The sequence below is a fragment of the Sphingomonas parva (ex Maeng et al. 2020) genome (assembly GCF_004564275.1).
Taxonomy (GTDB): Bacteria; Pseudomonadota; Alphaproteobacteria; order Sphingomonadales; family Sphingomonadaceae; genus Allosphingosinicella; species Allosphingosinicella parva.
In genome coordinates this window covers 18,350-44,455 of record NZ_SPDV01000039.1, presented here as the reverse complement: position 1 = coordinate 44,455, position 26,106 = coordinate 18,350, and the positions used below count along the sequence as shown (strand labels likewise).

The 26,106-nt window shown below is 69.0% G+C and carries 26 protein-coding genes; 14 read left to right on the top strand and 12 right to left on the bottom strand.

From position 1 onward, the window contains the following. The 5 genes from E2493_RS16935 to E2493_RS16915 all read right to left on the bottom strand — a co-directional run. Window positions 1-761: flagellin (locus E2493_RS16935; RefSeq protein ID WP_135089169.1), on the bottom strand; the 761-nt coding region annotated here is incomplete at its 3' end. A 295-nt stretch (window positions 762-1,056) separates the two neighbouring features. Beyond that, window positions 1,057-1,833, bottom strand: a complete 777-nt coding sequence (flgH, locus tag E2493_RS16930) for a flagellar basal body L-ring protein FlgH (protein WP_135089166.1) — start codon at window positions 1,831-1,833, stop codon at window positions 1,057-1,059. A gap of 15 nt (window positions 1,834-1,848) precedes the next feature. Beyond that, window positions 1,849-2,307, bottom strand: a complete 459-nt coding sequence (gene flgA / locus E2493_RS16925) for a flagellar basal body P-ring formation chaperone FlgA (protein ID WP_135089163.1) — start codon at window positions 2,305-2,307, stop codon at window positions 1,849-1,851. Then, window positions 2,304-3,089 (bottom strand): flagellar basal-body rod protein FlgG, encoded by a 786-nt coding sequence (gene flgG, locus E2493_RS16920; RefSeq protein ID WP_135089160.1) that lies wholly within the window; start codon window positions 3,087-3,089, stop codon window positions 2,304-2,306. Before flgG ends, flgA begins: the two co-directional genes overlap by 4 nt. 39 nt (window positions 3,090-3,128) lie before the next feature. Further along, window positions 3,129-3,872: a flagellar hook-basal body complex protein gene (locus tag E2493_RS16915; RefSeq protein ID WP_135089158.1), complete on the bottom strand. Its 744-nt coding sequence runs from the start codon at window positions 3,870-3,872 to the stop codon at window positions 3,129-3,131. A 133-nt stretch (window positions 3,873-4,005) separates the two neighbouring features. On the opposite strand from E2493_RS16915, the gene E2493_RS16910 reads away from it, so the two are divergent. From E2493_RS16910 to E2493_RS16895, 4 genes are all read left to right on the top strand, one after another. Then, on the top strand, window positions 4,006-4,506 hold the full coding sequence (locus E2493_RS16910; RefSeq protein WP_135089155.1) for a flagellar basal body-associated FliL family protein: 501 nt from the start codon (window positions 4,006-4,008) through the stop codon (window positions 4,504-4,506). A 278-nt stretch (window positions 4,507-4,784) separates the two neighbouring features. After that, a complete protein-coding gene (gene fliM / locus E2493_RS16905; RefSeq protein ID WP_135089174.1) occupies window positions 4,785-5,762 on the top strand; it encodes a flagellar motor switch protein FliM in 978 nt (325 codons plus the stop codon). Then, window positions 5,759-6,277 carry a DUF6468 domain-containing protein gene (locus E2493_RS16900; RefSeq protein WP_135089152.1) on the top strand — a complete coding sequence of 173 codons (519 nt, stop codon included), beginning with the start codon at window positions 5,759-5,761 and terminating at the stop codon, window positions 6,275-6,277. The genes fliM and E2493_RS16900 overlap by 4 nt, the downstream gene beginning before the upstream one ends. Then, complete coding sequence (locus E2493_RS16895) at window positions 6,277-6,846, top strand: MotE family protein (protein WP_135089149.1); 570 nt, start codon at window positions 6,277-6,279, stop codon at window positions 6,844-6,846. The genes E2493_RS16900 and E2493_RS16895 overlap by 1 nt, the downstream gene beginning before the upstream one ends. 78 nt (window positions 6,847-6,924) lie before the next feature. On the opposite strand, the gene E2493_RS16890 is transcribed toward E2493_RS16895, so the two are convergent. Continuing rightward, window positions 6,925-7,335 carry a hypothetical protein gene (locus E2493_RS16890; protein ID WP_135089146.1) on the bottom strand — a complete coding sequence of 137 codons (411 nt, stop codon included), beginning with the start codon at window positions 7,333-7,335 and terminating at the stop codon, window positions 6,925-6,927. A gap of 101 nt (window positions 7,336-7,436) precedes the next feature. Between E2493_RS16890 and E2493_RS16885 the strand changes: the two genes are divergently transcribed. Continuing rightward, entirely contained in the window at window positions 7,437-7,694 is a 258-nt protein-coding gene (locus E2493_RS16885; RefSeq protein ID WP_135089143.1) for a hypothetical protein, read from the top strand. After that, window positions 7,691-9,541, top strand: a complete 1,851-nt coding sequence (locus E2493_RS16880) for a tetratricopeptide repeat protein (protein WP_135089140.1) — start codon at window positions 7,691-7,693, stop codon at window positions 9,539-9,541. Before E2493_RS16885 ends, E2493_RS16880 begins: the two co-directional genes overlap by 4 nt. Window positions 9,542-9,652: 111 nt before the next feature. Here E2493_RS16880 and E2493_RS16875 read toward each other — a convergent pair whose 3' ends face one another. The 3 genes from E2493_RS16875 to flgE all read right to left on the bottom strand — a co-directional run bounded on the left by E2493_RS16875 (window position 9,653) and on the right by flgE (window position 14,014). Then, window positions 9,653-10,561 carry a flagellin gene (locus E2493_RS16875; RefSeq protein ID WP_135089137.1) on the bottom strand — a complete coding sequence of 303 codons (909 nt, stop codon included), beginning with the start codon at window positions 10,559-10,561 and terminating at the stop codon, window positions 9,653-9,655. An 8-nt stretch (window positions 10,562-10,569) separates the two neighbouring features. Beyond that, entirely contained in the window at window positions 10,570-12,657 is a 2,088-nt protein-coding gene (locus E2493_RS16870) for a flagellar hook-associated protein FlgK (protein WP_135089134.1), read from the bottom strand. Window positions 12,658-12,724: 67 nt separating this feature from the next. Then, window positions 12,725-14,014 (bottom strand): flagellar hook protein FlgE, encoded by a 1,290-nt coding sequence (flgE, locus tag E2493_RS16865; protein WP_135089131.1) that lies wholly within the window; start codon window positions 14,012-14,014, stop codon window positions 12,725-12,727. A 172-nt stretch (window positions 14,015-14,186) separates the two neighbouring features. Here flgE and E2493_RS16860 point away from each other — a divergent pair, with 172 nt between their 5' ends. The 8 genes from E2493_RS16860 (at window position 14,187) to E2493_RS16825 (ending at window position 21,549) form a co-directional block, all read left to right on the top strand. Then, the gene (locus tag E2493_RS16860) at window positions 14,187-14,585 is read left to right on the top strand and encodes a flagellar biosynthesis repressor FlbT (RefSeq protein WP_135089128.1); all 399 of its coding nucleotides are present in this window, start codon (window positions 14,187-14,189) and stop codon (window positions 14,583-14,585) included. Window positions 14,586-14,590: 5 nt separating this feature from the next. Next, entirely contained in the window at window positions 14,591-15,940 is a 1,350-nt protein-coding gene (gene fliI, locus E2493_RS16855) for a flagellar protein export ATPase FliI (RefSeq protein ID WP_135089125.1), read from the top strand. Next, the gene (locus tag E2493_RS16850; protein ID WP_135089122.1) at window positions 15,937-16,374 is read left to right on the top strand and encodes a hypothetical protein; all 438 of its coding nucleotides are present in this window, start codon (window positions 15,937-15,939) and stop codon (window positions 16,372-16,374) included. The genes fliI and E2493_RS16850 overlap by 4 nt, the downstream gene beginning before the upstream one ends. Next, complete coding sequence (locus E2493_RS16845) at window positions 16,371-17,327, top strand: peptidoglycan-binding protein (protein ID WP_135089119.1); 957 nt, start codon at window positions 16,371-16,373, stop codon at window positions 17,325-17,327. The genes E2493_RS16850 and E2493_RS16845 overlap by 4 nt, the downstream gene beginning before the upstream one ends. Window positions 17,328-17,660: 333 nt before the next feature. Continuing rightward, on the top strand, window positions 17,661-18,731 hold the full coding sequence (locus E2493_RS16840) for a sigma factor-like helix-turn-helix DNA-binding protein (RefSeq protein ID WP_135089116.1): 1,071 nt from the start codon (window positions 17,661-17,663) through the stop codon (window positions 18,729-18,731). 65 nt (window positions 18,732-18,796) lie between these two features. Then, window positions 18,797-19,318, top strand: a complete 522-nt coding sequence (locus E2493_RS16835) for a hypothetical protein (RefSeq protein ID WP_135089113.1) — start codon at window positions 18,797-18,799, stop codon at window positions 19,316-19,318. A gap of 66 nt (window positions 19,319-19,384) precedes the next feature. Then, window positions 19,385-20,455, top strand: a complete 1,071-nt coding sequence (locus E2493_RS16830) for a helix-turn-helix domain-containing protein (protein ID WP_135089110.1) — start codon at window positions 19,385-19,387, stop codon at window positions 20,453-20,455. A gap of 98 nt (window positions 20,456-20,553) precedes the next feature. Next, on the top strand, window positions 20,554-21,549 hold the full coding sequence (locus E2493_RS16825) for a GGDEF domain-containing protein (protein ID WP_135089107.1): 996 nt from the start codon (window positions 20,554-20,556) through the stop codon (window positions 21,547-21,549). On the opposite strand, the gene E2493_RS16820 is transcribed toward E2493_RS16825, so the two are convergent. The 3 genes from E2493_RS16820 to ftsZ all read right to left on the bottom strand — a co-directional run bounded on the left by E2493_RS16820 (window position 21,521) and on the right by ftsZ (window position 26,071). Then, window positions 21,521-22,141 (bottom strand): response regulator transcription factor, encoded by a 621-nt coding sequence (locus E2493_RS16820; protein ID WP_135089104.1) that lies wholly within the window; start codon window positions 22,139-22,141, stop codon window positions 21,521-21,523. The two genes, E2493_RS16825 and E2493_RS16820, sit on opposite strands and share 29 nt — an antisense overlap. Next, the gene (locus E2493_RS16815) at window positions 22,138-24,432 is read right to left on the bottom strand and encodes a PAS domain-containing sensor histidine kinase (RefSeq protein ID WP_167737592.1); all 2,295 of its coding nucleotides are present in this window, start codon (window positions 24,430-24,432) and stop codon (window positions 22,138-22,140) included. The genes E2493_RS16820 and E2493_RS16815 overlap by 4 nt, the downstream gene beginning before the upstream one ends. Before the next feature lie 232 nt (window positions 24,433-24,664). Beyond that, the gene (gene ftsZ / locus E2493_RS16810) at window positions 24,665-26,071 is read right to left on the bottom strand and encodes a cell division protein FtsZ (protein WP_135089098.1); all 1,407 of its coding nucleotides are present in this window, start codon (window positions 26,069-26,071) and stop codon (window positions 24,665-24,667) included. Window positions 26,072-26,106 lie beyond the last annotated feature (35 nt).

Genomic DNA, 26,106 nt, shown 5'->3' with positions numbered 1-26,106 from the left:
ATCGACAGAGCCTGGAGACCAAGCTGCTGCTTGACCTGCAGGGCCTGAAGCTTCGCCGATTCCTTGGCCAGATCGGCGTCGACGAGGTTGCCGATGCCGCTCTCGATCACGTCGGACAGCTTGCTGGTGAAGCTCAGCTGACCGTCGATCTGACGCGAAGCCGAACCCAGCGTGCTGAGCAGCGTCTTCATGTTGGCTTCCGCCGTGGCGAAGTCCGCCATGGTGACCGTGCCGCTGGCGACGTTGCCGAGCGACGAAGCCAGATCGGTGTGCGCAACCGTCAGCGTGTCGGTGGTGTCCGCCGACTTGAGGGCCGCGACCGAAGCCGTGGCGCCCGAGCTGTTGTCGAGCAGGTTCGTGCCGTTGAACGACGACGACTTGATGATCGACCGGATCTGGTTCTGGAGCGCGGTGACGTCCGCAGTGATCTGCGTCTTCGACGCAGTATCGAGGCCGGCATCGCTGCCCTCGAGGACCTTGGTCTTCATCTGGTTCATCAGATCGGAGATCTGCTCGGCACCAGCGACGGCAACATCGACCGTGCTCTTCGCGCGCGAAAGCGACGAAGTCACGGCGGTGAGGCCGCCGACGTCACCACGGAGCTTCTGGGCGATCGTGTACGACGCCGAGTCGTCCTTGGTGCCGGAAACGCGCAGGCCGGTGTTGATGCGGCTCTGCGTGGTCTCGAGGCCACGGTTGGTCGCGCTCAGGTTCTGGAGAGCGGCCATCGCGCCGGTGTTGGTGTTGACGGAGAAACCCATCGTCTTTTCCTTCTTGGAATTGGGCCGAGTTCTGCGGCCCGGATCGGATGCGCCGACCCTCGACGGAAGAGAAAGCCCCTTCCCGCAGTCTCATTCTGGAAACGAAATTCCACCGGCCCAAGCGCGTGGACGATTTTTTTGAAGTTAATGCGTGGGTTACCAGCTAAGTCCCTGAGCTGCGCAGTCTCCGGATAGTCGCGGAAAGACGACTTTTTGAGGTAGTGCCGGAGCGCTGAACGTCAAAAAGCCGCAGGAGCACCCGCCCCTGCGGCTCTTCAACTGGCAAACCGTACGATCAGAACGGAAAGAGCGCGTCGTAGATCTGCTGGCCCCAGCGCGCTTGCTGGACGTCGGTGAGCTGGCCGCGGCCGCCGTAGATCACGCGGGCCTCGGCGATCTGGCTGTGCCGGATCGTGTTGTCGCGGGCGATGTCCTGCGGGCGCACGATGCCGGTCACGACCAGCTCGCGGAGCTCGAAGTTGACGCGGACTTCCTGCTTGCCGCGGATCATCAGATTGCCGTTGGGCAGCACCTGGGTGACGATCGCGGCCATCGTCATGTTGATCTGCTCGCTCCGGCTGGTGTTGCCGGCACCGTTGGAGGTCGAGGTCGACTTCGCATCGACCAGCTTCGACGTGTCGTTGTTCGAGCCCGGAAGCACCTTCTTCAGCGGGTTCTCGAGGCCGAGCAGCGCGGCGAGGCCGGCGGTCTCGCCCCCCGAGCGGCTGCGCGAGGTGGAATTGTCGACGCTGGCACGATCCTGGATGTTGATCCGGATGGTCAGGATGTCGCCGAGCCGCGCCGCGCGCTGATCCTGGAACAGGGCGCTGGCGCCTGTGCGGAACAGCGAGGCGCTGGGCGCCTGCGGCTGCGGCTGGCCATAAGCCGGCGCGGGTGCTTCGGCCGCGCGACGCGCCGCCGCCGCATCGCCGAGCGACGGCTCGATCTCGGATGCATAGGTTTCGCCGGTCGGGCTGAGCTTGGGCGCCTTTCCGACCGCCTTGAGGCGACCGGCCGCACCGCAGCCGGAGAGACAGACGGCAAGCGCCAGGACGGTGACGAGCTTCTTCATGAAAGACTCCGCTGGTTACTGGGCCGCGATGCGGACGCTGCCCGCCTTCTCGACGATGCCGTCGAGTGTCCGATTGGTCGCGGTGTTGACCACGCGGACGAGCTCGCCCTGCGCGCCGCCGGAAAGCGCCTTGCCCTGCGCCGTGATGGTGAGGCCGCCGCTGCGGACGTTGATCGAGACCGGCTCGCCGCGACGGACGAGCTGGGGCCGGATCAGATCGCCGGTGCGGACGGTCGAGCCGGCGCGCAGGCGGCGAAGCGCCTCCTTGCCGGCGGCCGCGCCGATGTCGACCGCGCCGCGCGCCTGGGAGAGCGGCCGCGGCTCGATCGTGAAGTCGCCGGCCGAGAGGAGCTCGCCCTTCTCGACGTCGCGAACGAGCACGGCCACGTCGGCCGCGGCCGGCGCGGTCTGCGCCGAGGCCGGGACCGCGCCGCCCAGCAGGGCGGCGAGAAGGAAGGCGCGGCGGAGGGTCACCGCAGCTGCGCCGAGGTCGCGAGCATCTCGTCGGCCGTCTTCACCACGCGGCTGTTCATCTCATAGGCCCGCTGGGCGGTGATCAGCGCGGTGATCTCGGAGACCGGATTGACGTTCGACGCTTCGAGGAAGCCCTGGACGACGGTGCCGAAGCCCGGCTCGCCGGGGACGGCGACGGTCGGCTGGCCGGAGGCCGCGGTCTGCAGGAACATGTTGCCGCCGACCGCCTCGAGGCCGGCCTCGTTGACGAAGGTCGCGAGCTCGATCTGGCCGACATTCTGCATCTCGGCCTCGCCCGGCATCTTCACCTGGACCTGGCCGGTCTTGGAGACGACGACGTCGACTGCGCCCTGCGGCACGACGATGCCCGGTGCGACCGGATAGCCGTCGGTGGTGACGAGCTCGCCCTGGTCGGACAGCTGGAACGAGCCGGCGCGGGTGTAGGCGACCTCGCCCGAGGGCATGGTGATCTGGAAATAGCCCTGGCCGTCGATCGCCACGTCATAGCGGTTCGACGTCTGGGTCATCGCGCCCTGCTCGGCGATGCGATACACGCCGCCGGTCTTGACGCCCGAGCCGATCTGGATGCCGGACGGCGCCCGATTGTCGGCGCCGCCAGCGGCCGCGCCGGGACGCGAGACCTGCTGATAGAGCAGGTCCTGGAACTCGGCACGCTGCCGCTTGAACGCGGTCGTGTTCATGTTGGCGATGTTGTTCGAGATGACGTCGACGTTGGTCTGCTGCGCAAGCATGCCGGTGCCGGCGATGGAAAGCGATCGCATGAGCGTGCCCTTTCGTGTGGCTTTGGAAGACTTATAGGATCAGTTGATGCGGCCGAGGCGGCTGATCGCGCCTTTTCGCATTTCGTTGAGGCTCTCGGACATGCGCTGGCTCGACTGGTAGGAGCGCAGGATCTCTACCATCGCCGTCGTCTCGACGATCGGCTGGACGTTCGATCCTTCGACGCCGCCGACCTTGAGCTTGGTCTCGGCCGCAGCGAGCTCGCGGCCGCCGGCGCCAGTCATCAGGCCGTCGCCGCGCGGATCGACGCCGCGCTCGTCGTCGAACACGGTGACGGTCAGGCGGCCGAGCGCGCCCTGGGGGCTCATCACGGTGCCGTTGGCGGTGATCGCGAGCTGGCCGCGCTGGTCCTCCGGCACATTGATCGGGCGGCCGCCCTCGCCGAGGATCGGCTGCCCGCCGGACGTGACCAGCTGCCCATCCTCGCGCATCTTGATCATGCCCGCCCGCGTAAAGGCGACGCCGCCGTCCGGGGTCTGCACGGACAGATAGCCGGGGCCGTCGATCATCACGTCGAGCGGATTGCCGGTCGCCTGGAACGCGCCCTGGCTGCTGTCGTGGACCGCGCCGTAATCGAGCACGAACGACGTCGTGCGGGCGTCCTTCACCTGGGCTTCGTCGGCGCGCTCGACATATTCATGGAAGAGCGGCTGCTCGCGCTTGAACCCGATCGTGCTGCTGTTCGCCATATTGTTGGCGGCGACGTCGAGCCGTCTGCGGAGCGCCTGTTCGTGGCTCAACAGAACATATGCGGATACGTCCATTCGGCACCTCTTCCAAAAATCTTCGGCGAAAAGCCCGGTAGGCAAACTTTGCCGCCCACCCGTCCTATAATAGCGGGAAAGGGACCAAGAGCGGCGGCAGGCGCCCTCTTTTTCGCACACACGAGGATCGAGAGTGTCAGAGCCAGTCAAAGACGAAGCCCCGGACGACGTGGCGCCGCAGACCGCCCATCCCGGCAAGAAGAAGGGCAAGCTGATCGCGATCGCGGCGGCCGGCCTTCTCGTAGCGGGGGGCGGCGGCGCCGCCGCCTGGACGATGCTCGGCGGCGGCGGTGAAGGCGAGGAGGCCGCGCACGAAGCGGCGCCCGAGGCCGGTGCCTATGTGGAGGTGCCGCCGATGACGGTGAACCTGCGCAGCGGCGACGGCAAGCCGCGCTTCCTGAAGCTGCGCTTCATCCTCGTCGCCCAGGATCCGGCCAACGAGGACGTGATCACCGAGAAGCTGCCGCTGATCCTCGACGGCTTCCAGCCCTTCCTGCGCGAGCTGCGGCCGGAAGATCTCGCCGGCTCGGCCGCGGTCTTCCGCCTGAAGGAAGAAATGCTGTCGCGTGCCGCCCGCGTCGCCGGCCGCGGCGTCGTCACCGACGTCCTCATCCAGGATCTGATCCAGCAATGAGCGAAGCCCAGGACCAGCCGAAGGCCGAGGCGGAAGACGCCGCGGCGATCGAGGAAGCGCTCGACTTCGCCCGCGGCACCGCCGACGGCGAGGGCGAGGAAGCGCGCGCCGTCGCCGACGACGAGGCTGCGGCCGATGCCGCTGCGGCCGAGCCGTTCGAGGAGATCCCGCTGCCGGGCGACGCGCCGGAAACCGCCGCGTTCGAGGAAATCCCCCTCCCCGGCGATGCGCCTGCCGACGACGGCTTCGACGATTTCGTCCTTCCCGATCCGCCGATCATGGCGGCCGGCGGCTCGGACTCGCCGTTCGACCAGGCCGACATCGATGCCCTGTTCGGCTTCGACGCGGCGATGTCGACGGCGAAGAAGAGCGGCCTTCGCGCCGTCATCGAATCCAAGATCATCAATCACGAGCGCCTGCCGATGCTCGAGGTGGTGTGCGAGCGGATGGTGCGCGTCTTCGCCACCAGCATGCGCAACCTCACCTCCGACGCGATCGACGTGAGCCTCGAGGAGATCACCTCCGTCCGCTTCGGCGACTTCATGAACCGCGTCGCGCTGCCCGCGATGATCGGCGTGTTCAACGTCCAGGAGTGGGAGAATTACGGCGTCGTCACGGTGGAATCGAGCCTGATCTACGCCGTCGTCGACGCTCTGCTCGGCGGCCGCAAGGGCACCGAGACGCTGCGCATCGAAGGCCGCGGCTTCACCACGATCGAGACCAACCTCGTCTCCAAGATGCTGGTGCTCGCACTCCAGGATTTCGGCCAGTCGTTCGAGCCGATCACCCCGGTGAGCCTCAATCTCGAGCGCATCGAGACCAGCCCGCGCTTCGCGGCGATCGCAGGGCCGACCAACATCTGCGCGGTCGCGACCTTCCGCGTCGACATGGAAGGCCGCGGCGGCAAGTTCAGCCTGCTCCTGCCTTATGCGACGATGGAGCCGGTCCGCGACAAGCTGATCCAGCGCTTCATGGGCGAGAAGCTCGGCCGCGACCGGATGTGGGAGGACCATATGGCCTCGCAGATCCGGCAGACCGAGGTCTCGGTCGACGTCGTGCTGGGCGAGCAGGAGCTCAGCCTGCGCGACGTGATGAGCCTCGAGATCGGCCAGACCCTGGCCCTCGCCTCCGGACCGGACGATCCGCTGGAAGTCCATTGCGGCGGCGTCCCTCTCGGGCACGCGCATATCGGCCAGCGCAACAACAGCATCGCCGTTCGAATCCTCAATGACATCTCGAAGGGGCTCCCGAAATGACCTTCGCCACGCTGACCAACGTCGTTCTGATCCTGCTTTGCGGTGCCGTTCTCGTACAGAGCGTGCGGATGATGCGGAGCTTCGAGACGCTGAAGAAGGGCGGCCTCAAGGACGTCGTCGACGCGCTCGACAAGTCGACCGCCCAGGCGCGCGTCGTTCTCGGCGATCTCAAGGAGACGCTGCGCACCGAGGGTGCGGCCAACGCCCGCACCGTCGCCAAGGGCGAGGAGATGCGCGAGGAGCTGACCGTCATGGTCGGCATCGCCAATGCGGTGGCCGAGCGCATCGTCGAGACGGTCGAGGCCGCTCCGAAGCAGCCCGCGAAGCAGGCAGACGCCAAACAGGCCGAACCGAAGGCGGCCGCGCCGCAGGCGCCCCGTGAGCCGGTGAAGACCGCGTCCGAGACGCCGCTGCCGAGGCCGGTGGTGAAGACGTCGCGGCCCCGCGCCAAGTCGCCGGTGCGGAGCAAGCGCCCCGCTGCCGCGGCTTCGGCAGCCAAGGTCGAGACCGTCTGATGTCCAGGCGTCCTCCCCTGCTCCCGCTCCTCGCCGGAATGGCGGCCCTGGCGATCGTCGCCAACGGCGTTGCCATCTCCGCGCCCGCCGCGCCCCAGGAGACCCGGATGGGAGTCTCGATCAAGCAATCGGTGAAGGACCGCGACCGCGCGGCGGCCGAGCGCAACCGCGCGCTCGACCTTCGCGAGCAGGCCGCACGCGCGGCTGAGGAGCGCCTCAAGGCCGAGATGCTGGCGAAGCAGAACGCGCCCAAGGCGGCCGCGGCGGGCAAGGCCGCCGAAGAGGAAGAGGGGCCGTATGATTCCCTGGCGCGCATCTACCAGACGATGAAGCCGGCCAAGGCGGCGCGAGTCTTCGAGCAGCTCGAGCTCGACGTCCAGGTGCAGGTGGCGCAGCGGATGCGCGATCGCGCCACCGCCTCGATCCTTGCCAGCATGAGCCCGGACGCCGCCGCCCGCCTCAGCATGGCGATGGCGGGGAAGAACGCGCAGAAGGCCCTGCCCCAGCCGGCACCGCGCGCCGCAAGGCCGGCGCCGGCCGCGGCTCCCGCCGCCGGAAATGCGCGCTGACGAGAAAGCCGGCGTACCCGGGATCACCAGGTACGCCGGCGCGTCTCCAGTCGAGATGTTGGAGCGGACGCCTGCGCGTCAGATGGCGAAGGCGCCGACCTCGGTGAGGAGGACACGTCCGACCGCCGGATTGGCCTGCTTGAGCGCGGCGGTCATGTCGCCGCCGAGCTGCTCGGCATTCACCGGCGCCAGCGCGGAGGCATAAAGCCGCGAATGCTCGACGGCAGCGGCAAGGCTGGCGGCGCGAAGCTCCGGCAGACGCTCGCTGACCGCGGCTTCGTCGGCGGTCTCGACGACCATCCGCACGCGCAACGTGCCTTCGACACGATCGCTGCTGACGATCGGCACGACCACGTCCTCGAGCGGGACGAAGGCGCCTCCGGCGGCAGCTTCGCTGCCGTCCGACGCGAGCGCCATGCCCGCACCGCCGGCTGCCGCCACGGCGAGAACGCTCGCGGCGACGAGAAGTCGTTTCGGCGAAAGCGGCACTTTCCTGTTCCCCTTTTTTCTCTTTCGGCCGCCTTACACCGCGACCGCATGCCGCTCTTTTCATCCTATAATAGAAACAAATCGTTACCCGGAGGACTGGGATGAGCCGCGACCAGAAGCCAGGAAAAGTCAGAGTCATCGGTCAGCGCGACGCGGGGGCGCAGCCCCTCCGCCGCCGGACCGACTTGGATCCGGAGGCCGCCGACGGCACTGCCGCCGATCGCGTCGCGGCGCCCGAGCCCGCCGCGGTGGTTCAGACCGGCGCCCTCGCCTTCGTGCCCGTCGTGCTATTCCTGATGTGCTGCGCTTCCGGCGGAATCGCGTTCACGCTGCTGGTCCTGCCGTCGCTGCCGCAATGAAGCCACGTCTCTATGCGGCGGCCGCGGCGGCCGCCCTCTCGGCCGCCGTCTTCGCCCAGGCGCCGGAAGACCAGCATGCCGCCGAAACCGAAGCGCTGATCGGCGGCGAAGCACAGCCGCCGTTGGCGAGCCCCGCCGCCGCCCCGGCACCGTTGCCGGCCGAGCGCCGCAGCGAGGGGCGGCTGCCCGGCTTCGCCAACGAGCTTTCCGAAGCGCCTGCCCCGAACGGCCGCGAGGCCTGGACCTATGTCAGCCACGAGGATGCCTGGAAGGCGCTCGCGCTTGCCGATGCGGAGAGCCGCCAGCGAGCCCGCTGGCGCTACGCGGCGAGCCTGATCGGCCAAGGGCTGGGCAGCGATGCCGCCGGTGTCCTGGAAGTGATGGAAAGCGACGATCCGGATCTCGCGCTCGTCGACACCTTTCGGCTGGCCAAGGGCGCCGCTTTCGCCCAGATGCGCCGTCCCGAGGAAGCGCTGAGCGCGCTGGTCGGCCCCGGACTGGCGAGCAATTCCGAGGCTTGCGCCTGGCGCATGCTGGTGCTGGCCGAGTCCGGCTTCGCCGCCCAGGCGCTGTCCCAGCTCAACTGCGCCCTGCCCGCGCTCAACGGCCGCCCGACGGCCGAGCGGCGGCGCTTCGCCCTCGCCGCCGCCGCCGCCGCGATCGAGACCGGTCGCGCCGATCTTGCCGTCACCACCCTGCGCCAGGTGCCCAATGGCGATCCGGCCGGCGACCTGCTGCGCGGGCGCGCATTCCTGATGCTCGGCAAACCCGGCGACGCGCGAATCCAGCTCGGCCGCGTCGCCAGCAGCGGCAGCGAGGAGCAACGGATCGACGCCGATCTCAGCGCGATCGAGGCGGCGGTCGCGCGCAAGGACATGTCGGCCAAAGCGGCGATCGAAAAGCTCGATCGCATCCGCTACAGTTGGCGCGGCGGCCCGATCGAGCGGCGCGCGCTCGAGCTCAGCTACCGGCTGAGCACCGAGGCGGGTGACGTTCGCGGCGCCCTCTCGGCCGGCTCGACCCTGTTCAACTATTTCGAGCTCGGCGCCGCCGGGCCGCCGCTCGCGGCGGAGCTGCAGGCCAAGCTCACCGCCGTGCTCGATCCGGCCAACGGAATGCCGCTCGACCAGGCGCTGGGCCTTTACTGGGATTTCCGCGCCCTCGCCCCGCTCGGGGCCGAGGGCGACCTGCTCGTCAACCGCTTCGCCGACCGGCTGCAGAGCGCCGGGCTCTACGAAAAGGCGGCCGAGCTCCTCGAGCATCAATTGTTCGCCCGCGCCCACGATCTCGCCAAGGGTCCGCTCTCCGCCAAGGTGGCGACGCTGCACATCCTGGCCGGACGTCCCGATCGCGCGCTGGCGGCCATCCGCAAGACCACCGACGTGATCTATCCGCGCGAGATGCTGTGGGAACGCTACCGCATGGAAGCGGTGGCGCTGACCCAGCTCGGCCGCACCGCCGAGGCCTTCGCCGTGCTCCAGGAGGTGCCGAACGGCGGCCTGCTGCAGGCGGAGATCCTGTGGAAGGCGCGCGACTGGAATGCGCTCGCCGCCGCGACTGCCCCCAGCCTCCCGGCCGCCGGAAGGCTGAGCGACGTCGCCCAGGCGACGATCCTCCGGCACGCCGTCGCGCTCGCGATGACTGGACGGGAGCCCGAGATCGCCGAGCTGCGTGCCCGCTATGCCGGCGCTTTCGCGTCGCTGCCGACGGCGGCGGCGTTCGATGCGCTGACCAGCGAGGTGAGCGCCGTCGATCCCGAGAAGCTCGGCAAGGCGATGGCGGCGATCCCATCGGCCAGCCCCGCGGGCGAGATTGCGGACCTCCTCGAGGTCTCGAAGAAGAGCTGAAGCTCCAGGCATCTGCCAAAACGAAGAAAGGCCGGGCGCTGCCAGCGCCCGGCCTTTTTCCTTGCTCGTCATCCGGGCCCGCGCTTTCAGGCGCGGGCCCGGATGACCTGATCAGCGGAGATATTCGGTCAGCGACAAAGCGGAGAGCTGAGAGAAGACCGAGTAGGAGGCGCGCAGCGTCGTCTGCTGCTGGGCGAGATCGTTCGCCACCTCGGCGAGGTTGGCGTCCTCGTTGCGGCCGATCACGTCCTTGAGCAGCAGGGTGCGCTCTTCGCCGCGCACCGCGATCGATTCGATCTGCTTCTGCTTGCGGCCGTTCTCGGCATTGACGTCGCGCAGCTCGTCGAGGCCCGTCTCGATCAGACCCACCGCGTCCTTGAGGACCGTCATCTGCGCATCGGTGGGAACGAGGCCGATCGAGCCCGCGGTCGCCAGCTTCTGGAAGGCGATGAACAGGCCGGTGCCGATCTCGCTCGCGCCGGCGCCATATTGGACGTCGAAGCCTTCCGCGACGCGCGCGGTCGGACGGATCGTATCGTCGGTGAAGGCCGTGGCGGTGGTGAGGGCCAGGGTGTCGGCCAGGGTATCGGCCTTGAACGGCGGCGCATCGGTACGCGAGCCGGCGAACAGCGGCTGCCCGCCTTCCGAGGCGTTGAGGCCGTTGCGGTACGCCGAAAAGGCCTGCTCGATCGCCTCCTGGAGGCCGCCCGAGGAATTGGTGCCGATCGCTTCGAGCAGCGACTGGCGCAGCTCGCTCGCCGCGGTCTCGATGCCGCTCATGTTGGCATCGTAGAGGGTGAGCGTGGTGCCGAGCGTCGTCAGCACGTCGCTCTGCGCCTCCTGCTTGGCGAGCAGGGTGCGCGCCGAGATGTGGCGCACCGTTTCGGTGCCCAGCGCCGCATAGTCGCGCGCCTTCTTGGTGGTTGCGAGCTGCAGCTGCGTCTCGGCGAGCTTCTGCTGGCTGCGCATGATCGCGCTGGAAAGGTTGCGCTGGATCGGGATGGTGGCGACGCGGGTCATAATACCTCTCAGCGGATCATGTTGATCAGGGTGTCGTACATTTCGCTGGCGGTGGTGATCACCCGGGCCGCCGCCGAATAGCTGTTCTGGAGCACGACCATCTGGGCGAGCTCCTCGTCGATGTTGACGCCGCCGAAGCTGTCGCGGCGGTTGACCGCGTCGTCGCGTCGCGCCGACGCGTCGTCATAGCGCTCGGCCGCGCGCGCGGCTTCCGCGCCGGCGCCGCCGAGCAGGAGGCCTGAGTAGCGCTCGATCGTCGCCACGCCCTCGCGGCCGAGATCCATCGGCTTCGCCAGCTCGTCAATGAACGCGGTCGCGCCGCGCATGTCGCTCTGGCCGATCGCGCGCTCGCCCACCGCGGCGCCGATCTGCAGCTTGGCGAGCGGAACGGCGGCGGGATTGTCGGCGATCTGCTTGGGCAGCTCGGCCTGGTTGAGGCCCATCGACGCGCCGGTGAGGCCGCTGAGCGCGGTGAACGAGCGGCCGGTGCCGAAGCGATCGGTGGTGTCGGAGACGATCGACAGCGACGCCCCCGTCACCATCGGGTTGGGTTGGAACTGGATCCTGCCCTTGGTGTCGAGCGCGAACGCGCCGAAGCCGCCGAGCGGGCTCGCGTTGAGCTGGGTGAGAACGTCGTTGAAGCTGGTGCCGGTCGGCGTCAGCGTGAAGCGGGTCAACGACCGGCCCGAGGCGTCGCGCAGCACGATCTCGGCGCTCTGCCCGGGCGAGAAGCCGTGCGGATCGGTGCCGACGAAGCCCGACGGCACGAGCGTGCTCTCCGGGGTGCGAACCAGGTCGTTGAGGCCGAAATATTGCGCGAAGCCGACGCCGGCGCGACTGCTCGGGTTGGTCTCGTCCTGGCCGGTGGCGACTCCGTTCCCGGCCGCACTCGCGGCGATCACCAGCTTGCCGCCGGTGAAGGTCGCGGTGCCTGCGCCGCCGAGGCCCGCGTTGATCGCGGCGACGGCATCGTTGACCGTGGCGAGCGTCGAGAAATCGATGCTCGTCTTGGCGACGAGCTCGCCATTGCTCTTGACCACGGCGAAGGTGGTGGAACCGGTGAAGCCGAGCCGGTCGGTGCCGGTGAGGCCCGTGGAGCGGCCTTCGAGCTGCGCCGGCGCGGGCAGCGACGTGCTCGCGTTCGAGGCGGCGTTCAGGGTCTGGGCGAGGCCGCCGAACAGGACGCCGAGCTTGTCGGAAAACTGGGGCAGGGCACGGTCGCGAAGGTCGATCAGCCCGCCGAGCTTTCCGCCGATCGCGGCGCTGTCGATCTTGTCGCCCGTCGCCGGTCCCATCGTGCCGTTCGGCTCCGCGAAACGAATGGTGATCGGAGGGTAGACGTGCTGCGCGACGCCGGTTCCGGCGACCGCATAATCGAGCTGGCGAACCCTCCTGTCGAGGAGCGTCTGGCCCTGCGGCGTCTCGAGGATCACGCGCCCGTCCGGCTGGTCGCGCACGGTGACCTTGATCAGGGAGCTGAGCTCCTCGAGCGCGGCGACGCGCTGGTCGATCGCGCCGGCGGGGCTCTTGCCGAGGCCCTGGAGGCGGGCGACGTTGTCGTTGAGCTCGTGGATCCGGCCGAGCAGCGCATTGACGCGCTCGACGGTATAGCCGACCTCGGCCTCCACGTCGGTGCGCATCGTCGCGACGTCGCCGTCGAGCTGGCGCATCGAGACGATCGCATCCTCGACGTCGCCGGTGAAGGCGGAGATCACCTGGCTGGCGGCGGTGCCGCTGGTCAGCCGCACCGCCGAGGCGGAGATCGCGTCGAGCCGCGCCGGAAGGCCGCCCTCCGCGCCCGGCTGGCCGAGCAGCGACTGGAGCCGGTCGAGATAGGTCGCAGTGACCTCCGACTGGCCCATGTCGCCGGAACGGCGGTAGACGCTCATTTCGAGGAAGCGATCAGCGATACGCTCCGGCTCGCCGACGACGACGCCGTTGACGCGGCCGTTGGTCACGGCGGCGCTCAGCGCCACGCGCTCGCGCGCATAGCCCGGCGTATCGACGTTGGCGATGTTGTTCGAGACCGAGCGCAGCCCCGCCTGGGACGCGGAGAGGCCCGATATCGCTGACCCGAGGATCTCGTTCAAAGACACGCCGATCGTTTCCTTCACACTTCAGGGAATTTGCGGCCCGGCCGGGTGAGCGGCCGGGCCGGAGGCATTAGCGCTTCAGGTTGCTGACTTCCTGGAGCATGTCGTCGACGGTGGTGATGATCTTCGACGAGGCGCTGTAGGCGCGCTGGAAGCGGATCATGTTGGTGAACTCGCCGGCGAGATCGACGTTCGACGCCTCGAGCGAGCCGCTGGCGATCATGCCGGCGCCGAGCGCGCCGGCCTTGTTGATCGCCACGTTGCCCGACTGGGCCGACATCTGGAAGGCGTTGCCCGAGACGCGGGTGAGACCGTTCGGATTGGCGAAGGTGGCGATCGGCAGCTGGAACACCTCGCGGGTGGTGCCGTCGTCGAACACGGCGCTGACGCGGCCGGTCTTCGACACCTCGATCGAGGCCAGGTTGCCGAGCACGCCGCCGTCGACGATCGACGAGATCAGCGCGGATTCGCTGCCGAACTGGGTGAGGCCGTTGAGCGAGCCCGGATCGCCGAGGTTCAGATCGACGTTGAGCGGCGCGGCGCCGTTCGTCCAGTTGATGGTCAGCGCGTTGAAGCTGGCCGGCAGGGTGGCGAGATTGCCTTCGCCGTCGAACGTGACGGTGCCCGAGGCGAGCAGCGGCGTGGTGACGTCGCCGGCCTGGCCGTAGATCTCCGACTGCCAGGTGTTCGCACCGGTCTTGATGAAACCGACGGTGACGCGGTGGGCGGTGCCCTGCGCATCATAGACGTCCAGCGCGCGCGAAAAATCCGGCGTCACGGCGCCCGACTGCATCTGACCGGCAACATAGGTGCCGGCCGCCGGGTTGATCGGCGTGGTCGACTGCAGGTTGGCGCGGATCTCGAGCTTCGAGGTCGGCATCGCGGTGCCGGTGAGATCGCTGAGACGGACCGGCTCGAGCGTGTCGAGGCTGCCGGTGTCGAGATAATTGCCCTGCGTGTCGAGACGCCAGCCCTGGAGAATGAGGCCGCTCGTGTTGCGCAGATAGCCTTCGGCGTCGGGCTTGAACGAGCCGGCGCGGGTAAAGCTCACCTCGCTGCTCGGCGCGCTACCCGCGCGCACGACGAAGAAGCCGGCGCCGTCGATCGCGATGTCGGTGTCGCTCGACGAGGACTGGAGCATGCCCTGCTTCGAGATCAGCGCCTGCGGCGCGGCGGTCACGCCGCCGGCCGAATAGCTGGTCTTGGCGCGGCCGTCGGTGACGAGGGTGCGGAACTCGGTCTGCACGCCCTTGTAACCGACGGTGTTGATGTTGGTGATGTTGTCGGCGACGCCGGCCATCGCGCTCGATTGCGCAGAAAGGCCCGACACGCCGGCATAAAGCGCGGAATAGAGGCTCAACTTCGTTCTCCTGACACTGTTGGTCGGCCGGCGTTCTGCGCACGCACCTGGGGTTCTGATCCATTGTAGAATGAGGATCGGGTCGGCCCAACAATGGGCAAAATTTGCCTAGTTCCGCGTCGCGCTTCCGCTTCGCTCCTATAATCCAGTCAAACGGCTGAAGGATGAGATGATGACGCTCCGCATTTCCCTGCGCGACGGCGAGAAGGTGATCGTCAACGGCGCAGTGCTGCGCTCCGTGGGACGCACCGATCTGCGCCTGGAAAACGACGCCTGCGTGCTGCGCGGCCAGGACGTGATGACGCCCGAGGAGGCGAACACGCCGGCCCGCCGTCTCTATTTCGCCTGCATGATGGCCTATATCGACGAGACCAATCGCGAAGCGCACCAGGATTCGATCGTGGCGCTGGTTCGCGATCTGATCGGCGCGCTCACCAGCCCCGACGCCCAATCCACCTGCGTCGCCTTCGCCCAGAAGGTCGCCTGCGGAAAATATTATGCGGCGCTCGCCGACTGCCGGTGGCTGATCAACTACGAAGCCGATCTGCTCGCCACCGCCGCGGCCGCCTGAACGTCATGCTCGCAGCAGCCGCCGCGGCGCTGAGGGACGTCTCGCCCGACCTCCGGTTCGGGCGGGTCGTCGCCGTGCGCGGCGCTCTGATCGAGGTAGAGGGCCTGGTCGGCGCCGCCCAGATCGGCGCCCGGCTCCGCATCGAGGGCCTGGACGCCCCGGTGGAGGCGGAAGTCACCGGCCTGGATCGCGGCATCGCCCAGTGCATGCCGTTCAGCGATCCGCAGGGCATCACCTCCGGCGCGCGCGCCGACCTGATGGCCGGACGCTTCGCGCTGCGCCCCTGCGACGCCTGGCTCGGCCGCACGGTTGACGGCCTCGGCCGCGCCGTCGACGGTAAGGGGCCCCTGCCCCGCGGCGAGGTGCCGCGTCCGATCAAGGCGGCCCCGCCGCCGGCGGCCTCCCGCGCTCGCGTCGGCGCCAAGATCCAGACCGGCGTGCGCGCGCTCGACATCTTCGCACCGCTCTGCGTCGGCCAGCGCCTCGGCCTGTTCGCCGGATCCGGCGTCGGCAAATCGGTGCTGCTCTCCATGCTCGCGCGCTGGACGGAATGCGACGTCGCGGTGATCGGCCTGATCGGCGAACGCGGACGCGAGGTGCAGGAATTCATCGAGGACGATCTCGGGCCGGAGGGCCTCGCCCGCAGCGTCGTCGTCGTCGCCACGTCCGACGAGCCGGCGCTGATGCGGCGGCAGGCCGCCTGGACGACCCTGGCCGTCGCCGAGCATTTCCGCGCCCAGGGCAAGCGCGTGCTCTGCCTGATGGACTCGGTCACCCGCTTCGCCATGGCGCAGCGCGAGATCGGCCTGGCCAGCGGCGAGCCGCCGGCGACCAAAGGTTATACGCCCACCGTCTTCGCCGAACTGCCGCGCCTGCTCGAGCGCGCCGGTCCCGGCCGGGCGGGCGAGGGCAGCATCACCGGCCTGTTCACCGTGCTCGTCGACGGCGACGATCACAACGAGCCGGTGGCCGACGCGGTGCGCGGCATTCTCGACGGGCACGTCGTGATGAGCCGCCGCATCGCCGATCGCGGGCGCTACCCCGCCATCGACGTGCTGAAATCGGTGTCGCGGACGCTGCCCGCCGCCCACAGCCCGGAGGAAAACCTGCTGCGCACCGAAGCCCGGCGCGCGCTCTCCACTTATGGCGACATGGAAGAGATGATCCGTCTCGGTGCCTATAAGGAAGGCACGCGGGCGGAGGTCGATCAGGCGATCGCCCTCGCCCCGGCCATCGAGACCCTGCTCAAGCAGGGCAAGAACGATCGCGGCTTCGCGGCCGAGAGCTTTGCGATGCTCCAGTCCATCCTCGTTTCCGACGCCGGCCAAGGCGGCGACGCAGAAGGTGACGCATGAAGACTCCGTTCGACACCGCACTTCGGCTCCAGCAGCGCGAGATCGATCGCGTCGGCATGGCCATCGGCGCCGAGACGGGCAAGCTCGTCGCGATCGAGAAGGCGCGCGAGGACGCGATCCAGAGCGCGATCGCGGAAGTTCATGCCGCCGCCATCGATCCGATGATGTCGAGCTTCGCTTACGTCAGCCGGATGCGCTCCTTGCGCGAGCGGCTGGAGCACGATCGCGTCGCATCGGCCGCGCGCCTCGACAGCCTGCGCGACGAGGCGATGGAGGTGTTCGGATCGAAACGCGCGATGGAGACCGCCGCCGAAAGCTTCCGTGCCGCCGAGGAACGCGCAGCCGCCACCGCCGAGCAGGCGATGGTCGACGATCTCTCCACCGCCGCGCTGCTCCGCGCCCGCCGCCTTGCGGCGCAGGAGCGCGGCCGATGATCGGGCGGATGGACCTCGACCGGCTTCGCCCGGAGCAGAAGGCGGAACTGATCTATACCCAGGCCCGCACCGAGCTCAGTGGGCGCCTGTGGCGCGCTGCACTTGGCGACGGCGCGTCGCCCGAGGCGCCGCAGCAGGCCCAGTCCTCCGGTCCGCTCGCCGCAAATCTCGAATCCCTCCTGGCGGTGCTCGGCCGCGACGATGCCGGCCCCACATCCGCGATGCGTTCGGGCCAGCCGGTTCAGCAAGCGCCGATGCCGGCGGCAGCGAATGCGACATCGCCGGCAAGCAACGCCGAGGTGGTGAAAGCGGCAGGGCTCGGCCCCAACGCGCAGCACCAGGCCAGTCTCGAGCGGGCCGCGCAACGCACCGGCATCCCGACGCCGGCGCTCGCCGCGATCGTCGATGCCGAGGCGGCGAAGGGCCGCGACGGCAGCTGGAAGCTTTATTCGCGCAATCCGCGCTCGAGCGCGGCGGGCCTCGGCCAGTTTCTCGCCGGCACCTGGATCGGCGAGGCGGAACGGCCCGGAACCTGGCTCAACCAGGTCGCGCGCAACCGCGGCTGGCTGTCCGAATCGGGCAAGGTGCTGAAGCACGCGCGCTCGGAGCTGCTCGCCCTCCGCTATGACGGCGAGACCTCGATCCACGCGACGGCCGATTACGCCAAGGGCAATCTCGAACGGCTGCGCAATGCCGGCGTCGAGATCGGCAAGGACGTCGATCGCATCGCCCAGGCGGCCTATCTCGGGCATCATCTCGGCGCGGGCGACGCGATCAAGTTTTTGAAGGGCGGTATCGACGATCGTCGCGCCGCCGTGCTGCTGAAGGCGCAGGTCGGATCGGCCGCGGCGCACGCGCGGCTGGCACAGGCCGGCGACGCTTCCCAGGCGCACCGTCAATGGCTGCTCGGCTTCGTCGAGCGGCACATCCGTCCCGAACGCTTCATGGCCTGACGACGCCGCTCGTTTCCGGCGTGTGCCCCCGATGCTATGCCGGGGGCGAAAAGACGCGGAGCGGCACGAAAGATTGGTGAAACGAGTCGTCGCGCCGATCTCATCCTATAAGATAAGCATTACTACGGAGCCCCGGCCAAAAGGCCAGGGCCTGCAATGTTAAATCCCTGATTTACATGGCTTTGTGCCCGTCGAGCAGCCCGTTTGCGGCGGCCCCTTACGTACACGCCCGTATATAGGATTAATGGGCGCATTAACTCTCCTCCTGCAATTTCAGCCTCGTGAACGGGGGCCGGAAGCGCGGGGTGCGCTTCGCCCGGGGGGAGTTGAGAAATGTCCAAGACCACGATCGCGCTCGAAGCCCTGGTGGCCGACGTCATCGCCAACCGCGCCGAAGCCGGCGCGAAGCCGACCGCCCGGCAGCGCGCGAACACCGATCGCGCCTTCGCCTCGATCCTGAAGCTGATCGCGCCGCGCATCCGCCACTTCATCCGCCAGTACGGCCTCGTCTCGCATTGGGAAGACGCCGAGCAGGCCGCCGCCATCGCCGTTCACCGCGCCATCGAGGCCTATGACTCCGAGAAGGCGCAGTTCACCACCTTCGTCAACTGGCAGATCCGCGGCGAGATGCAGAGCCTGCGCTTCCGCCTGATGACCGACCAGCGCTCGTCGGCCAAGAAGGTCGAGGCGATGACCATCTCGCTCGGCGATCTGAACCGCAACCTCGACGGTGAGGACATGCCGTTCGAAGCGACGATCGAGGACGAGGACGCCCTCGCCGCCACCGAGGCCGACGCCTCCGCCTATCTGGCGAAGGCTGCCACCAGCGCGCTGATCGACGAATATATCGACCACCTGCGCAAGGCGAGCATGGAGCAGCTGAAGAAGCGGCCCCGCGCCAAGCGCGCCATCGCCAACCAGCCCGGCGACATCCGCGACCAGGTTCCGGAGCGTCGCCCTCGCTTCCGCGAGATCGATCCGGTCGAGCTCGCCAAGCTCGAGGAGAAGCTGGCCCGCAATCGCGAGATCGTCGAGCGCCGGGTGTTCGACACCGGCACCCTCGACGAGCTCGGCCTCGACACCGGCCTCACCAAGGAGCGCGTCCGCCAGATCACCAAGCGCGCCGCCAAGACGATGGGCGAGCTGGTCGCGACCAATTCCAAGTTCAACGTGATGGCCGACTACAAGGCTGCGGCCGCCGCCGGCGCCAAGCCGCGCAAGGCCGCTGCTCCGGCGCCGGAGGCCGCCGCCCCGGCCGAGGCCCTGCCCGAGCTGCTTCCCGATCCGTCGCTTCCGCACAACCGCCTGACCAGCCTGGTGGCGATCCGCCCCGAGCCGGCGGTGGAGCAGGAGCAGCCGGCCGTCCTCGCCGATTTCCCGGTCGACGTCCGCAAGGCCGCCTGATCGCTCCGCGCTGACCATCTCGGGCGGCGGCCGCCAGGCCGCCGCCCTTTTCATGAAGAAACCCCGTGCGCCCACGCCATGACGCAACGACGGAGCTCGGCCGGTCCGCCAGAGGCCGGCTCCTCCTCGCCACCGAGCCCGAGCTGCTTCTCGCCGGGCAACGCATGCTCGCTCCGGCCGCCGCGCTGCTCGCCCGGCTTCAGGCCCCTCTCCTCACCGTCTCGCGCTGCTCCGCCGATGCCGAGGCGACGGTGCGCCTCTCCTCCTGGACCCGGTTTCTGGAGCCGGGAGAGGAAATTGGGGACGCGGGCGGCGCGCTCGCCGAGCTGCGCGAAGCGGGTGCCGAGGCCCTGCGCGAGGTCGCGCGGCGCTGGCCGCCTTACGCCACGCCGCCGATCATCGGCCTGGTCACCGACGGCATCGGCCTGGCCGTTTCCGGCGAGCACCCGTCCGGGCTCAGCCGGAACTGGCTGCTCGACCAGATCGAAAGGCGCTCGTCGGCGTCGATCATCATTCCGTTCGGCACGAGCGGAGTCTGGAGCCTCCTCGCGTCCGACATGCAGGGGCCGGGCCGCGCCGCGCATTGACAGGCACTTGAGATCAGCGGATATTTCCGGCCTCGCTGATCGTCGGCGTGATCGTCAGGAGGCGCGATGGCGGAGGACGCAGCGCTGGACCCCCCGCGGGAGATCCTGACGGACCCGCACCGCTCGATCGTCTTTCCCAATCACTTGCGACGGCTCCGCCGGGCGGCGGGTTTCGCCAAGCTGCTGGGGCTCGCCCAACGCGTTCCCGAAATCCCGTACATCCGCCTGTCGAAGATCGAGCGCGGCGAGGTGGTCGCGCGGCCGGACGAGATCGTCCGCATCGCAGCCGCCCTCGACACTGCGCCCGAGGCGGTGCTCCTCGATATCGACGATCCGGGGTTCGACATCGGCGCCTGGGCCAGCGAGCAGCACATCAGGGGTGGCGAGCATGAGGACGACGCCTTCGCGATCGCCCTTGCCGCCGCGATCCGCCACCGGCGGAGCCGAGATCCGGCGCTCACCATAGCGCGGCTGGAGCACGATTTTGGGATCGCGCCGGTGGTGCTCTCGCGCCTCGAGAACGCTCACAAGAGTCTTGATCGCTGGAACCCGTTCGTGGTGACGGCCCTGCTGCGCCTGTTCGGCGTCGAGAGCATCGAGGCGCTGCGCGGCTCAGTCGAGGCGCTGCGTCGCACGGGTGCGCTGGACGAGCGGATCGCGGTGCTCTCCGGACCCGCGCCGCGGATCGAGAGAACGCGCTCGAAGGTCGCGGAGCTTCGCACGCAGTTGGCCAAGAGGGCGCAAGCCGCGGCCGAGCCCCCCGCCGTGGCGGAGCCCGGCCGCTTGCCGGTCTACGGGTCGCCGCTTCCCGACGGCCTGCTCGCGCTGGTTCCGACCGGCCGCAGCGTGGAGGCGCCGGGCCGCGCGGGCCCGCGCTGCTACGCGCTGCGGATCTGCCGCCCCACCCTCGGCGCCGGCTTGCCGGCGAGTGCGACGCTCGTCGTCGATCCGGACCGCTTCCCGGCCGCGGGTGGTCTGGCGGTGGTGCGCGAGAGCGGCGGAGTCCGCCTGCTCGCAGTGTCGCTGGACGAGCATGGAACGATGCTCGGCCGCAGCCTCAACCCGGCACAGGAGATTGCCCTCGACGCGATCGATCCGGCCGCGATCGCCGGTGTCGTCGCGGCCTACTTTGATTGACCCGCGCGCTTCTTCATTGCGAACTTTGGTCCTACAATGACAGGGAGGAACCGGTTCGGCCGGCGACCACTTGCCGGCAGAGGTACGCGCTAAGTCTGATGATCGAGGAAGGCGAACAAGCGGAGAAACGGCAGCTCTTTGCCGCGATCGGCGAAGCCTTGTTCGCGCGAGGCCTCGATCCGACTCCCGAAAATTTCGCAATCATCCACGCGCTGCTGACCGGCAGCGACGAGAGCAGCATCTGCCCGCTCCCCGACGCGGATGCCGCCGCCGAGCAGAAGGACGCGACGCAGGAGCTGATGCAGGTCGCGCGGCGCCAGGTGGAAGCACTCGCCAACGTGGCCGAGACCACGCGCGAGGAAGTCCGCGATTACCAGGGCGACCTGATCTTCGGCGCCGAGCAGCTCGCCGCCGGCGCCGGTCCGGCGTCGATCAAGGCGCTGGTGCGCATCACCGAAAGCATGATCGAGCGCAGCCGCCTGGCCGAAGCCCGGCTCGAGCAGGCGACCGAGGAGGCACGGGCGCTCCGCCAGAAGCTGGTCGACGCGCAGTCGGAAGCGCGCACCGACACCCTGACCGGGATCTCGAACCGGCGCGCGTTCGAGGATCGCTATGCCGCGCTCAGCGAGGCGGGCGTCGGCCTCAGCGTCGCGCTCTGCGACATCGACCGGTTCAAATCGATCAACGACACGCACGGCCATGGTGTCGGCGACCGGGTGCTGAAGCTGGTCGCGCAGATGCTCAAGGCCAATTGCGCCGGCGCGATGGTGGCGCGTTACGGCGGCGAGGAGTTTGCGGTGCTGTTCGCCGCGACCAACTCCGCGATCGTCTCGCGCCTGATCGACGCGGCGCGCGACGCGGTCGCGGCGAGCCCGTTCAAGAACCGCGAGACCGGCGCGCCGATCGGCCAGATCACGTTCTCGGCGGGGGTGGCGACCGCCAAGCCGGGCGAGAGCGAGCAATCGCTGATGCGCCGTGTCGATCGCCTCCTCTACAAGGCGAAGGCGAGCGGCCGGAACTGCGTGGAGGTCGATACCGGAATCAGGCCGCCGCCGCGGCCGGCGATCAGGCGCTCGGTACCAGTCCAGCAGTGAAGGCGATCCGCAGGATGTCGGAGAGGTTGTTCACCTCGAGCTTGTCCATCAGGTTCGCGCGGTAGATCTCGATCGTCCGCGGGCTGAGATCGAGGTCATAGGCGATGACCTTGTTCGAACGGCCCTGGATCAGTCCGTGCATCACCTGCACCTCGCGCTGCGACAGGCGATCGATCTTCGCCTTGGCCGCCTCGACCCGGGCGATCTGCTCGCTGCTCTCTTCCAGTTGGGCGGACGCGCTGTTCAGCGTCTCGAGCAGCGCATCGTGCTCATAGGGCTTCTCGAGGAAATCGAGCGCCCCCGACTTCATCGCCTCGACCGCGAGGCTGACCTCGCCATGGCCGGTCAGCACCACCGCCACGAACTTGGGGCCATAAGGCTGGATCGCCTTCAGCACGTCCAGCCCCGTCGAGCCCGGCATGTGGTAATCGAGCAGGATCACGCCCGGCCCGAGCTCCTCGGCGCGCTCGAGAAAGGCATCTCCAGAGCGGAAGCCCCACACCAGAGTGTTGGGAAGCACCGAGAGCAGCGACTGCAGCGAGAGCCGGACATCGTCGTCGTCATCGACGACGTAGATGGTGCGGGTGCTCATACTTCATCATCTCCTGGTCTGGTCTGAAGCGTGAACCGGAAGGTCGCGCCCCCGTGCTGGTTGTTCTCGGCTCTCAGCGTGCCGCCGTGGGCCTCGACGATGCGCTTGCAGATCGAGAGGCCGACGCCCATCCCGCCCTCTTTACCCGAAACGAAGGGCGTGAACAGACTGTCCAGCATCTCCTTTGGAAGGCCTGGACCATTGTCCTGCACGGAAACGAGGAGGCGTTCCGGATCGCCGTCGATCGCCGACGTGACGACGATCTCGCGCCGCTCGGGCGGCATCTGATCGAGCGCCTCGGCGGCATTGCGCAGCAGGTTGACGAGAACCTGCTGGATCTGGACGCGATCGGCGCAGACCAGCTGATCCGGATCCTCGGTCTCGATCCGCAGATCGACGTCGTTGCGCCCCCGGCTGGCGAGCGCGAGCGCGATCGAATCCTCGATCAGCTCGCCGATCGAGGTCCATTCCTCCTGGACCGTGCCGCGCGACACGAAGGTGCGCAGGCGGCGGATGATCTGTCCGGCGCGAAGCGCCTGCTGGCTCGCCGCCGCGAGCAGATCGTCGAGCTTGCTGTCGTCGCCGGTGGCGCGCAGGACCTTGGCGGTGCCGAGAAAATTGACCACCGCGGTGAGCGGCTGATTGAGCTCGTGGGCGAGGCCGGACGCCATCTCGCCCATTGCGCTGAGGCGCGAGACGTGCATGACCTCGTCCTGCAGCTGCGCCAGCCGGCTCTCCCATTCCTCCTTCTCGGTCACGTCGATGTAGACGCAGATCAGGCGCGTGAGCTTGCCGGCGGCATCGTAGAAGCAGGCGGCGCTGGTCTCGAGCATGCGCTTCGAGCCGTCGGGCCTGACGAAGCGGTGCCGGAAGCGGATGCGGGGCTGTTGCCGGGCGATCGCATTGTTGATCCGCGAGAAGAGAGCGGCACGATCGGCCGGATCGATACGGGCGCGCCAGTCGGCGAGACTGCTGATCCCGCCCTCGGCGAGACCGAGGCTGCGCCCGGCGCCCCGCGACTGGGTGAACCGTCCGGCGACGGCGTCCCATTCGATGATGCCGATATCGTTGGTGTCCATGGCGAGCGTGAGCCGCGCCTCGCTCTCGCGGAGCGCCGCCTCCGCCTGGGTCCGCGCGGTGATGTCGGTCATCGACAGGACGAAGACCGGATCGCCGCCGTGGCGCGGCTCGAGCAGGCGGGCCCGCTCGAGGATGTTGACGGTGCTGCCGTCGCGCTTGCGCTCGATCAGCTCGCCTTCCCAGCCCGCGGAGCCGCTCGGCCAGGCGGCGGACTCATCCTGCCCGGTCGCGGAGGCGAGCAGATCGTACTTCCGCCGGCCGCGCGCTTCTGCCTGGCCCCAGCCGTAGAGCTGCTCGCATCCCTTGGACCAGTGGATGACAAGGCCGGAGGTGTCGGTAAGCGCGATCGGGGCGGAATCGAGTGCCCGGGTCAGCGCCCTTCGGGCCCGCTGCTCGCGCGCCGCCCGGCTCGTCACCCACAAGAGCAGCGCCGCCATCGCGGCAATGTTGAGCCCGGTCTCGACGCTGCCGGCAACGACCGGATCGAGCCCCGCGCCCTTGGCGCGCTCCTCGATCCACTCGGCGGCGACCGGAGTCACGACGAGCAACGGGAGGACGACCTGGAGCAGGGTCCGGTCGAGCCCGAGGCCGGCGAGCAACCCCTCCCAGACCGAGCCGCGCCACCCGAGCAGGGCGATGGCGAGCAGGACCCCGCAGATCATCGCCGGCAAAGGCGCGGCGACATAGCGGAAGGCGGGATCGGTCAGCTCGGCAGCCAGCGGCAGGGCGGCCCCGGCCACCGCAATCGCGCCGAAGCCGGTGATCGCCAGCACGGCGGCCGTCTGCCCCATGCGCAGGCCCTTGCGCGTCGCCGCGACGGCCCCGCCGCTGAGCAGGAGGAGGCCGAGAGCGACCGCCGTGGAGGGCCGGCCGGGCTCCGGCAAGGCCTGGCGCGTCACGCGATCGGCGAAGAGCAAGGTGTCGGTGCCGAGCGCGACCCCCGCAATCTCCTGGAAGAGCGCGCTCGCCCCGATCAGGGCCGGCACCACCGCCAGCAGGGTCGCCAGCATTTTTCGTTCGGCGAGCGCGAAGAGCATCGCGGCGGTCAGGACGAGGAAGGCGACGGCGGTGAGCGGCTGCGCAGTGAGCGGACTGCCGAAGCCGGTCAGCGCCGGTGCGTCGATCGCCCATCCGGTGAGGACCAGCCCGGCGCAGGCGCCGGCCGCGGCGCAAAGTGCCGTCGTCGCCCGATCTTGCGCCTCAATACCCATTGCCGTTTTCCCCACCGGCAGGAACACCGCCGCCTGCGGCTCTGGCGACTGACCACGTGCCATACAACCTACGGAGATTACTGTATATTTCGGTCGCTAAAGACCTCGAGAGCATCGTTGGACCGATCGCAGCGAAGCTTCGATCAGCCTTGGTTCAGCCTGATCCGGCAGCGCGAACGCCGCCGCACCGGGCGTTGACGCTCTAGGCACCTGCCGCAGCCGCGGCAAGCTCTCAGCGGGTCGCGGGTGCCGGAGGAAGCAGAAGGACGCCTCCGGCGCGGCGGCGGTGGGCGCGCCGCCAGTGGAAATGGCGCAGCAGGTCCCCGCCGCGCCACAGCAGGACGCGAAGGCCCGCCGCCGCGAGCTGAAGCGGCGCCAGCGGTCGCGCCGTTCCCCGCCTCGGCGACGCCGGACGGGCGTCACGGCTCTTGCCGGCCGGCCGGACCGAAGCCGCGGGCGCGCTTCCGGGCCAGACCACCCGAAGGCCCTTGGGCACCGCCTGCCAGTCGCCGCCGGTCCTGATCATGTCCTCGCCGCAATTGCGGCAGGTGCTGAAATAGAAGCCCTGGTTGTAGATCGCGCTCGGCTGCGCCTGGTGCTTGCGGAAGCGGCAGGAGGAGGTCCGCCGCGGCCGCAGCGCCTTCCCGGCCGGGGAGTCGAGCCCGGTGGCGACCACGGAGACGCGGATGCGGCCGTCCATCGCCGGATCCTGCGACGAGCCCCAGATGATCTGCGCCTCCGGATGGACGCGGCCGGTGATATAGCGCGCCGCCTCGTCGATCTCGATCAGGCGCATGTCCTCGCCTCCGACGATCGAGATGATCAGGTGGTTGGCGCCGTCGAGTGCGCCGTCGAGCAGCGGATTGGAAACCGCCGATTGCGCGGCCGTCACCGCCCTGTCGGCCCCTTCGGCCTCGCCGGTGCCGAGCACCGCCTTGCCCATGCCCTGCATGATCCCGCGGACGTCGGCGAAGTCCAGATTGACGATACCGGGGTTGACGATGAGGTCGGTGATCGAGCGGACGCCCTGCTCCAGCACCGCATCGGCCGCCTCGAACGCGGCGGTGACCGTGGCCTCGGCACCGGTCGAGCGCAGCAGATTCTCGTTGGGGATGACGATCATCGTATCGACCGCGCGGCGCAGCTCCTCGATGCCGCGCTCGGCGGCCAGATAGCGGCGGCGGCCTTCGAAGCGGAACGGCTTGGTCGCCGCGGCGACGGTGAGGATGTTGTTGCGCCGTGCCCAGGACGCGATCCGCAGCGCCGCGCCGGTTCCGGTGCCTCCGCCCATGCCGACGGCGATGAAGCACATCTGCGCGCCTGCGAGGGCCTCGGCAATCTCGTCGTCGAGGGCGCGATCGGCGGGCGACTGGCGGCGCGGATCGACCGGAAGACGGCCGCTGGTCTTCTCGCGAAGCAGGATCCGGGTCTCCGCCGGCGAGGCGTCGAGCACGCGGACGTCGGTGTCGCAGGCGACGAACTCGACCCGCTCGAGGCCGTTGCGGATCATGTGCCGGACCGCATTGCAGCCGGCGCCGCCGATGCCCACCACGCAGATCCGCGGCCGCAGCTCGGCCATGGCCGGCGCCTCAGCCGGGGCTTCGGTGTCGCGCGCCTTGAACAGCTTGGTCAGCACCATCTCTCGATCCTTCGAACAGCGAGGGGACAGACGCC

What these genes read in the sequence shown, in the direction of transcription:
- flgH (WP_135089166.1), bottom strand. Translation starts at nt 1,833, where the DNA reads ATGAAGAAGCTCGTCACCGTCCTGGCGCTTGCCGTCTGTCTCTCCGGC.
- flgG (WP_135089160.1), bottom strand. Translation starts at nt 3,089, where the DNA reads ATGCGATCGCTTTCCATCGCCGGCACCGGCATGCTTGCGCAGCAGACC.
- E2493_RS16915 (WP_135089158.1), bottom strand. Translation starts at nt 3,872, where the DNA reads ATGGACGTATCCGCATATGTTCTGTTGAGCCACGAACAGGCGCTCCGC.
- fliM (WP_135089174.1), top strand. Translation starts at nt 4,785, where the DNA reads ATGGCGGCCGGCGGCTCGGACTCGCCGTTCGACCAGGCCGACATCGAT.
- E2493_RS16900 (WP_135089152.1), top strand. Translation starts at nt 5,759, where the DNA reads ATGACCTTCGCCACGCTGACCAACGTCGTTCTGATCCTGCTTTGCGGT.
- E2493_RS16895 (WP_135089149.1), top strand. Translation starts at nt 6,277, where the DNA reads ATGTCCAGGCGTCCTCCCCTGCTCCCGCTCCTCGCCGGAATGGCGGCC.
- E2493_RS16885 (WP_135089143.1), top strand. Translation starts at nt 7,437, where the DNA reads ATGAGCCGCGACCAGAAGCCAGGAAAAGTCAGAGTCATCGGTCAGCGC.
- E2493_RS16880 (WP_135089140.1), top strand. Translation starts at nt 7,691, where the DNA reads ATGAAGCCACGTCTCTATGCGGCGGCCGCGGCGGCCGCCCTCTCGGCC.
- E2493_RS16875 (WP_135089137.1), bottom strand. Translation starts at nt 10,561, where the DNA reads ATGACCCGCGTCGCCACCATCCCGATCCAGCGCAACCTTTCCAGCGCG.
- E2493_RS16860 (WP_135089128.1), top strand. Translation starts at nt 14,187, where the DNA reads ATGACGCTCCGCATTTCCCTGCGCGACGGCGAGAAGGTGATCGTCAAC.
- fliI (WP_135089125.1), top strand. Translation starts at nt 14,591, where the DNA reads ATGCTCGCAGCAGCCGCCGCGGCGCTGAGGGACGTCTCGCCCGACCTC.
- E2493_RS16850 (WP_135089122.1), top strand. Translation starts at nt 15,937, where the DNA reads ATGAAGACTCCGTTCGACACCGCACTTCGGCTCCAGCAGCGCGAGATC.
- E2493_RS16845 (WP_135089119.1), top strand. Translation starts at nt 16,371, where the DNA reads ATGATCGGGCGGATGGACCTCGACCGGCTTCGCCCGGAGCAGAAGGCG.
- E2493_RS16840 (WP_135089116.1), top strand. Translation starts at nt 17,661, where the DNA reads ATGTCCAAGACCACGATCGCGCTCGAAGCCCTGGTGGCCGACGTCATC.
- E2493_RS16830 (WP_135089110.1), top strand. Translation starts at nt 19,385, where the DNA reads ATGGCGGAGGACGCAGCGCTGGACCCCCCGCGGGAGATCCTGACGGAC.
- E2493_RS16825 (WP_135089107.1), top strand. Translation starts at nt 20,554, where the DNA reads ATGATCGAGGAAGGCGAACAAGCGGAGAAACGGCAGCTCTTTGCCGCG.
- E2493_RS16820 (WP_135089104.1), bottom strand. Translation starts at nt 22,141, where the DNA reads ATGAGCACCCGCACCATCTACGTCGTCGATGACGACGACGATGTCCGG.
- E2493_RS16815 (WP_167737592.1), bottom strand. Translation starts at nt 24,432, where the DNA reads ATGGGTATTGAGGCGCAAGATCGGGCGACGACGGCACTTTGCGCCGCG.
- ftsZ (WP_135089098.1), bottom strand. Translation starts at nt 26,071, where the DNA reads ATGGTGCTGACCAAGCTGTTCAAGGCGCGCGACACCGAAGCCCCGGCT.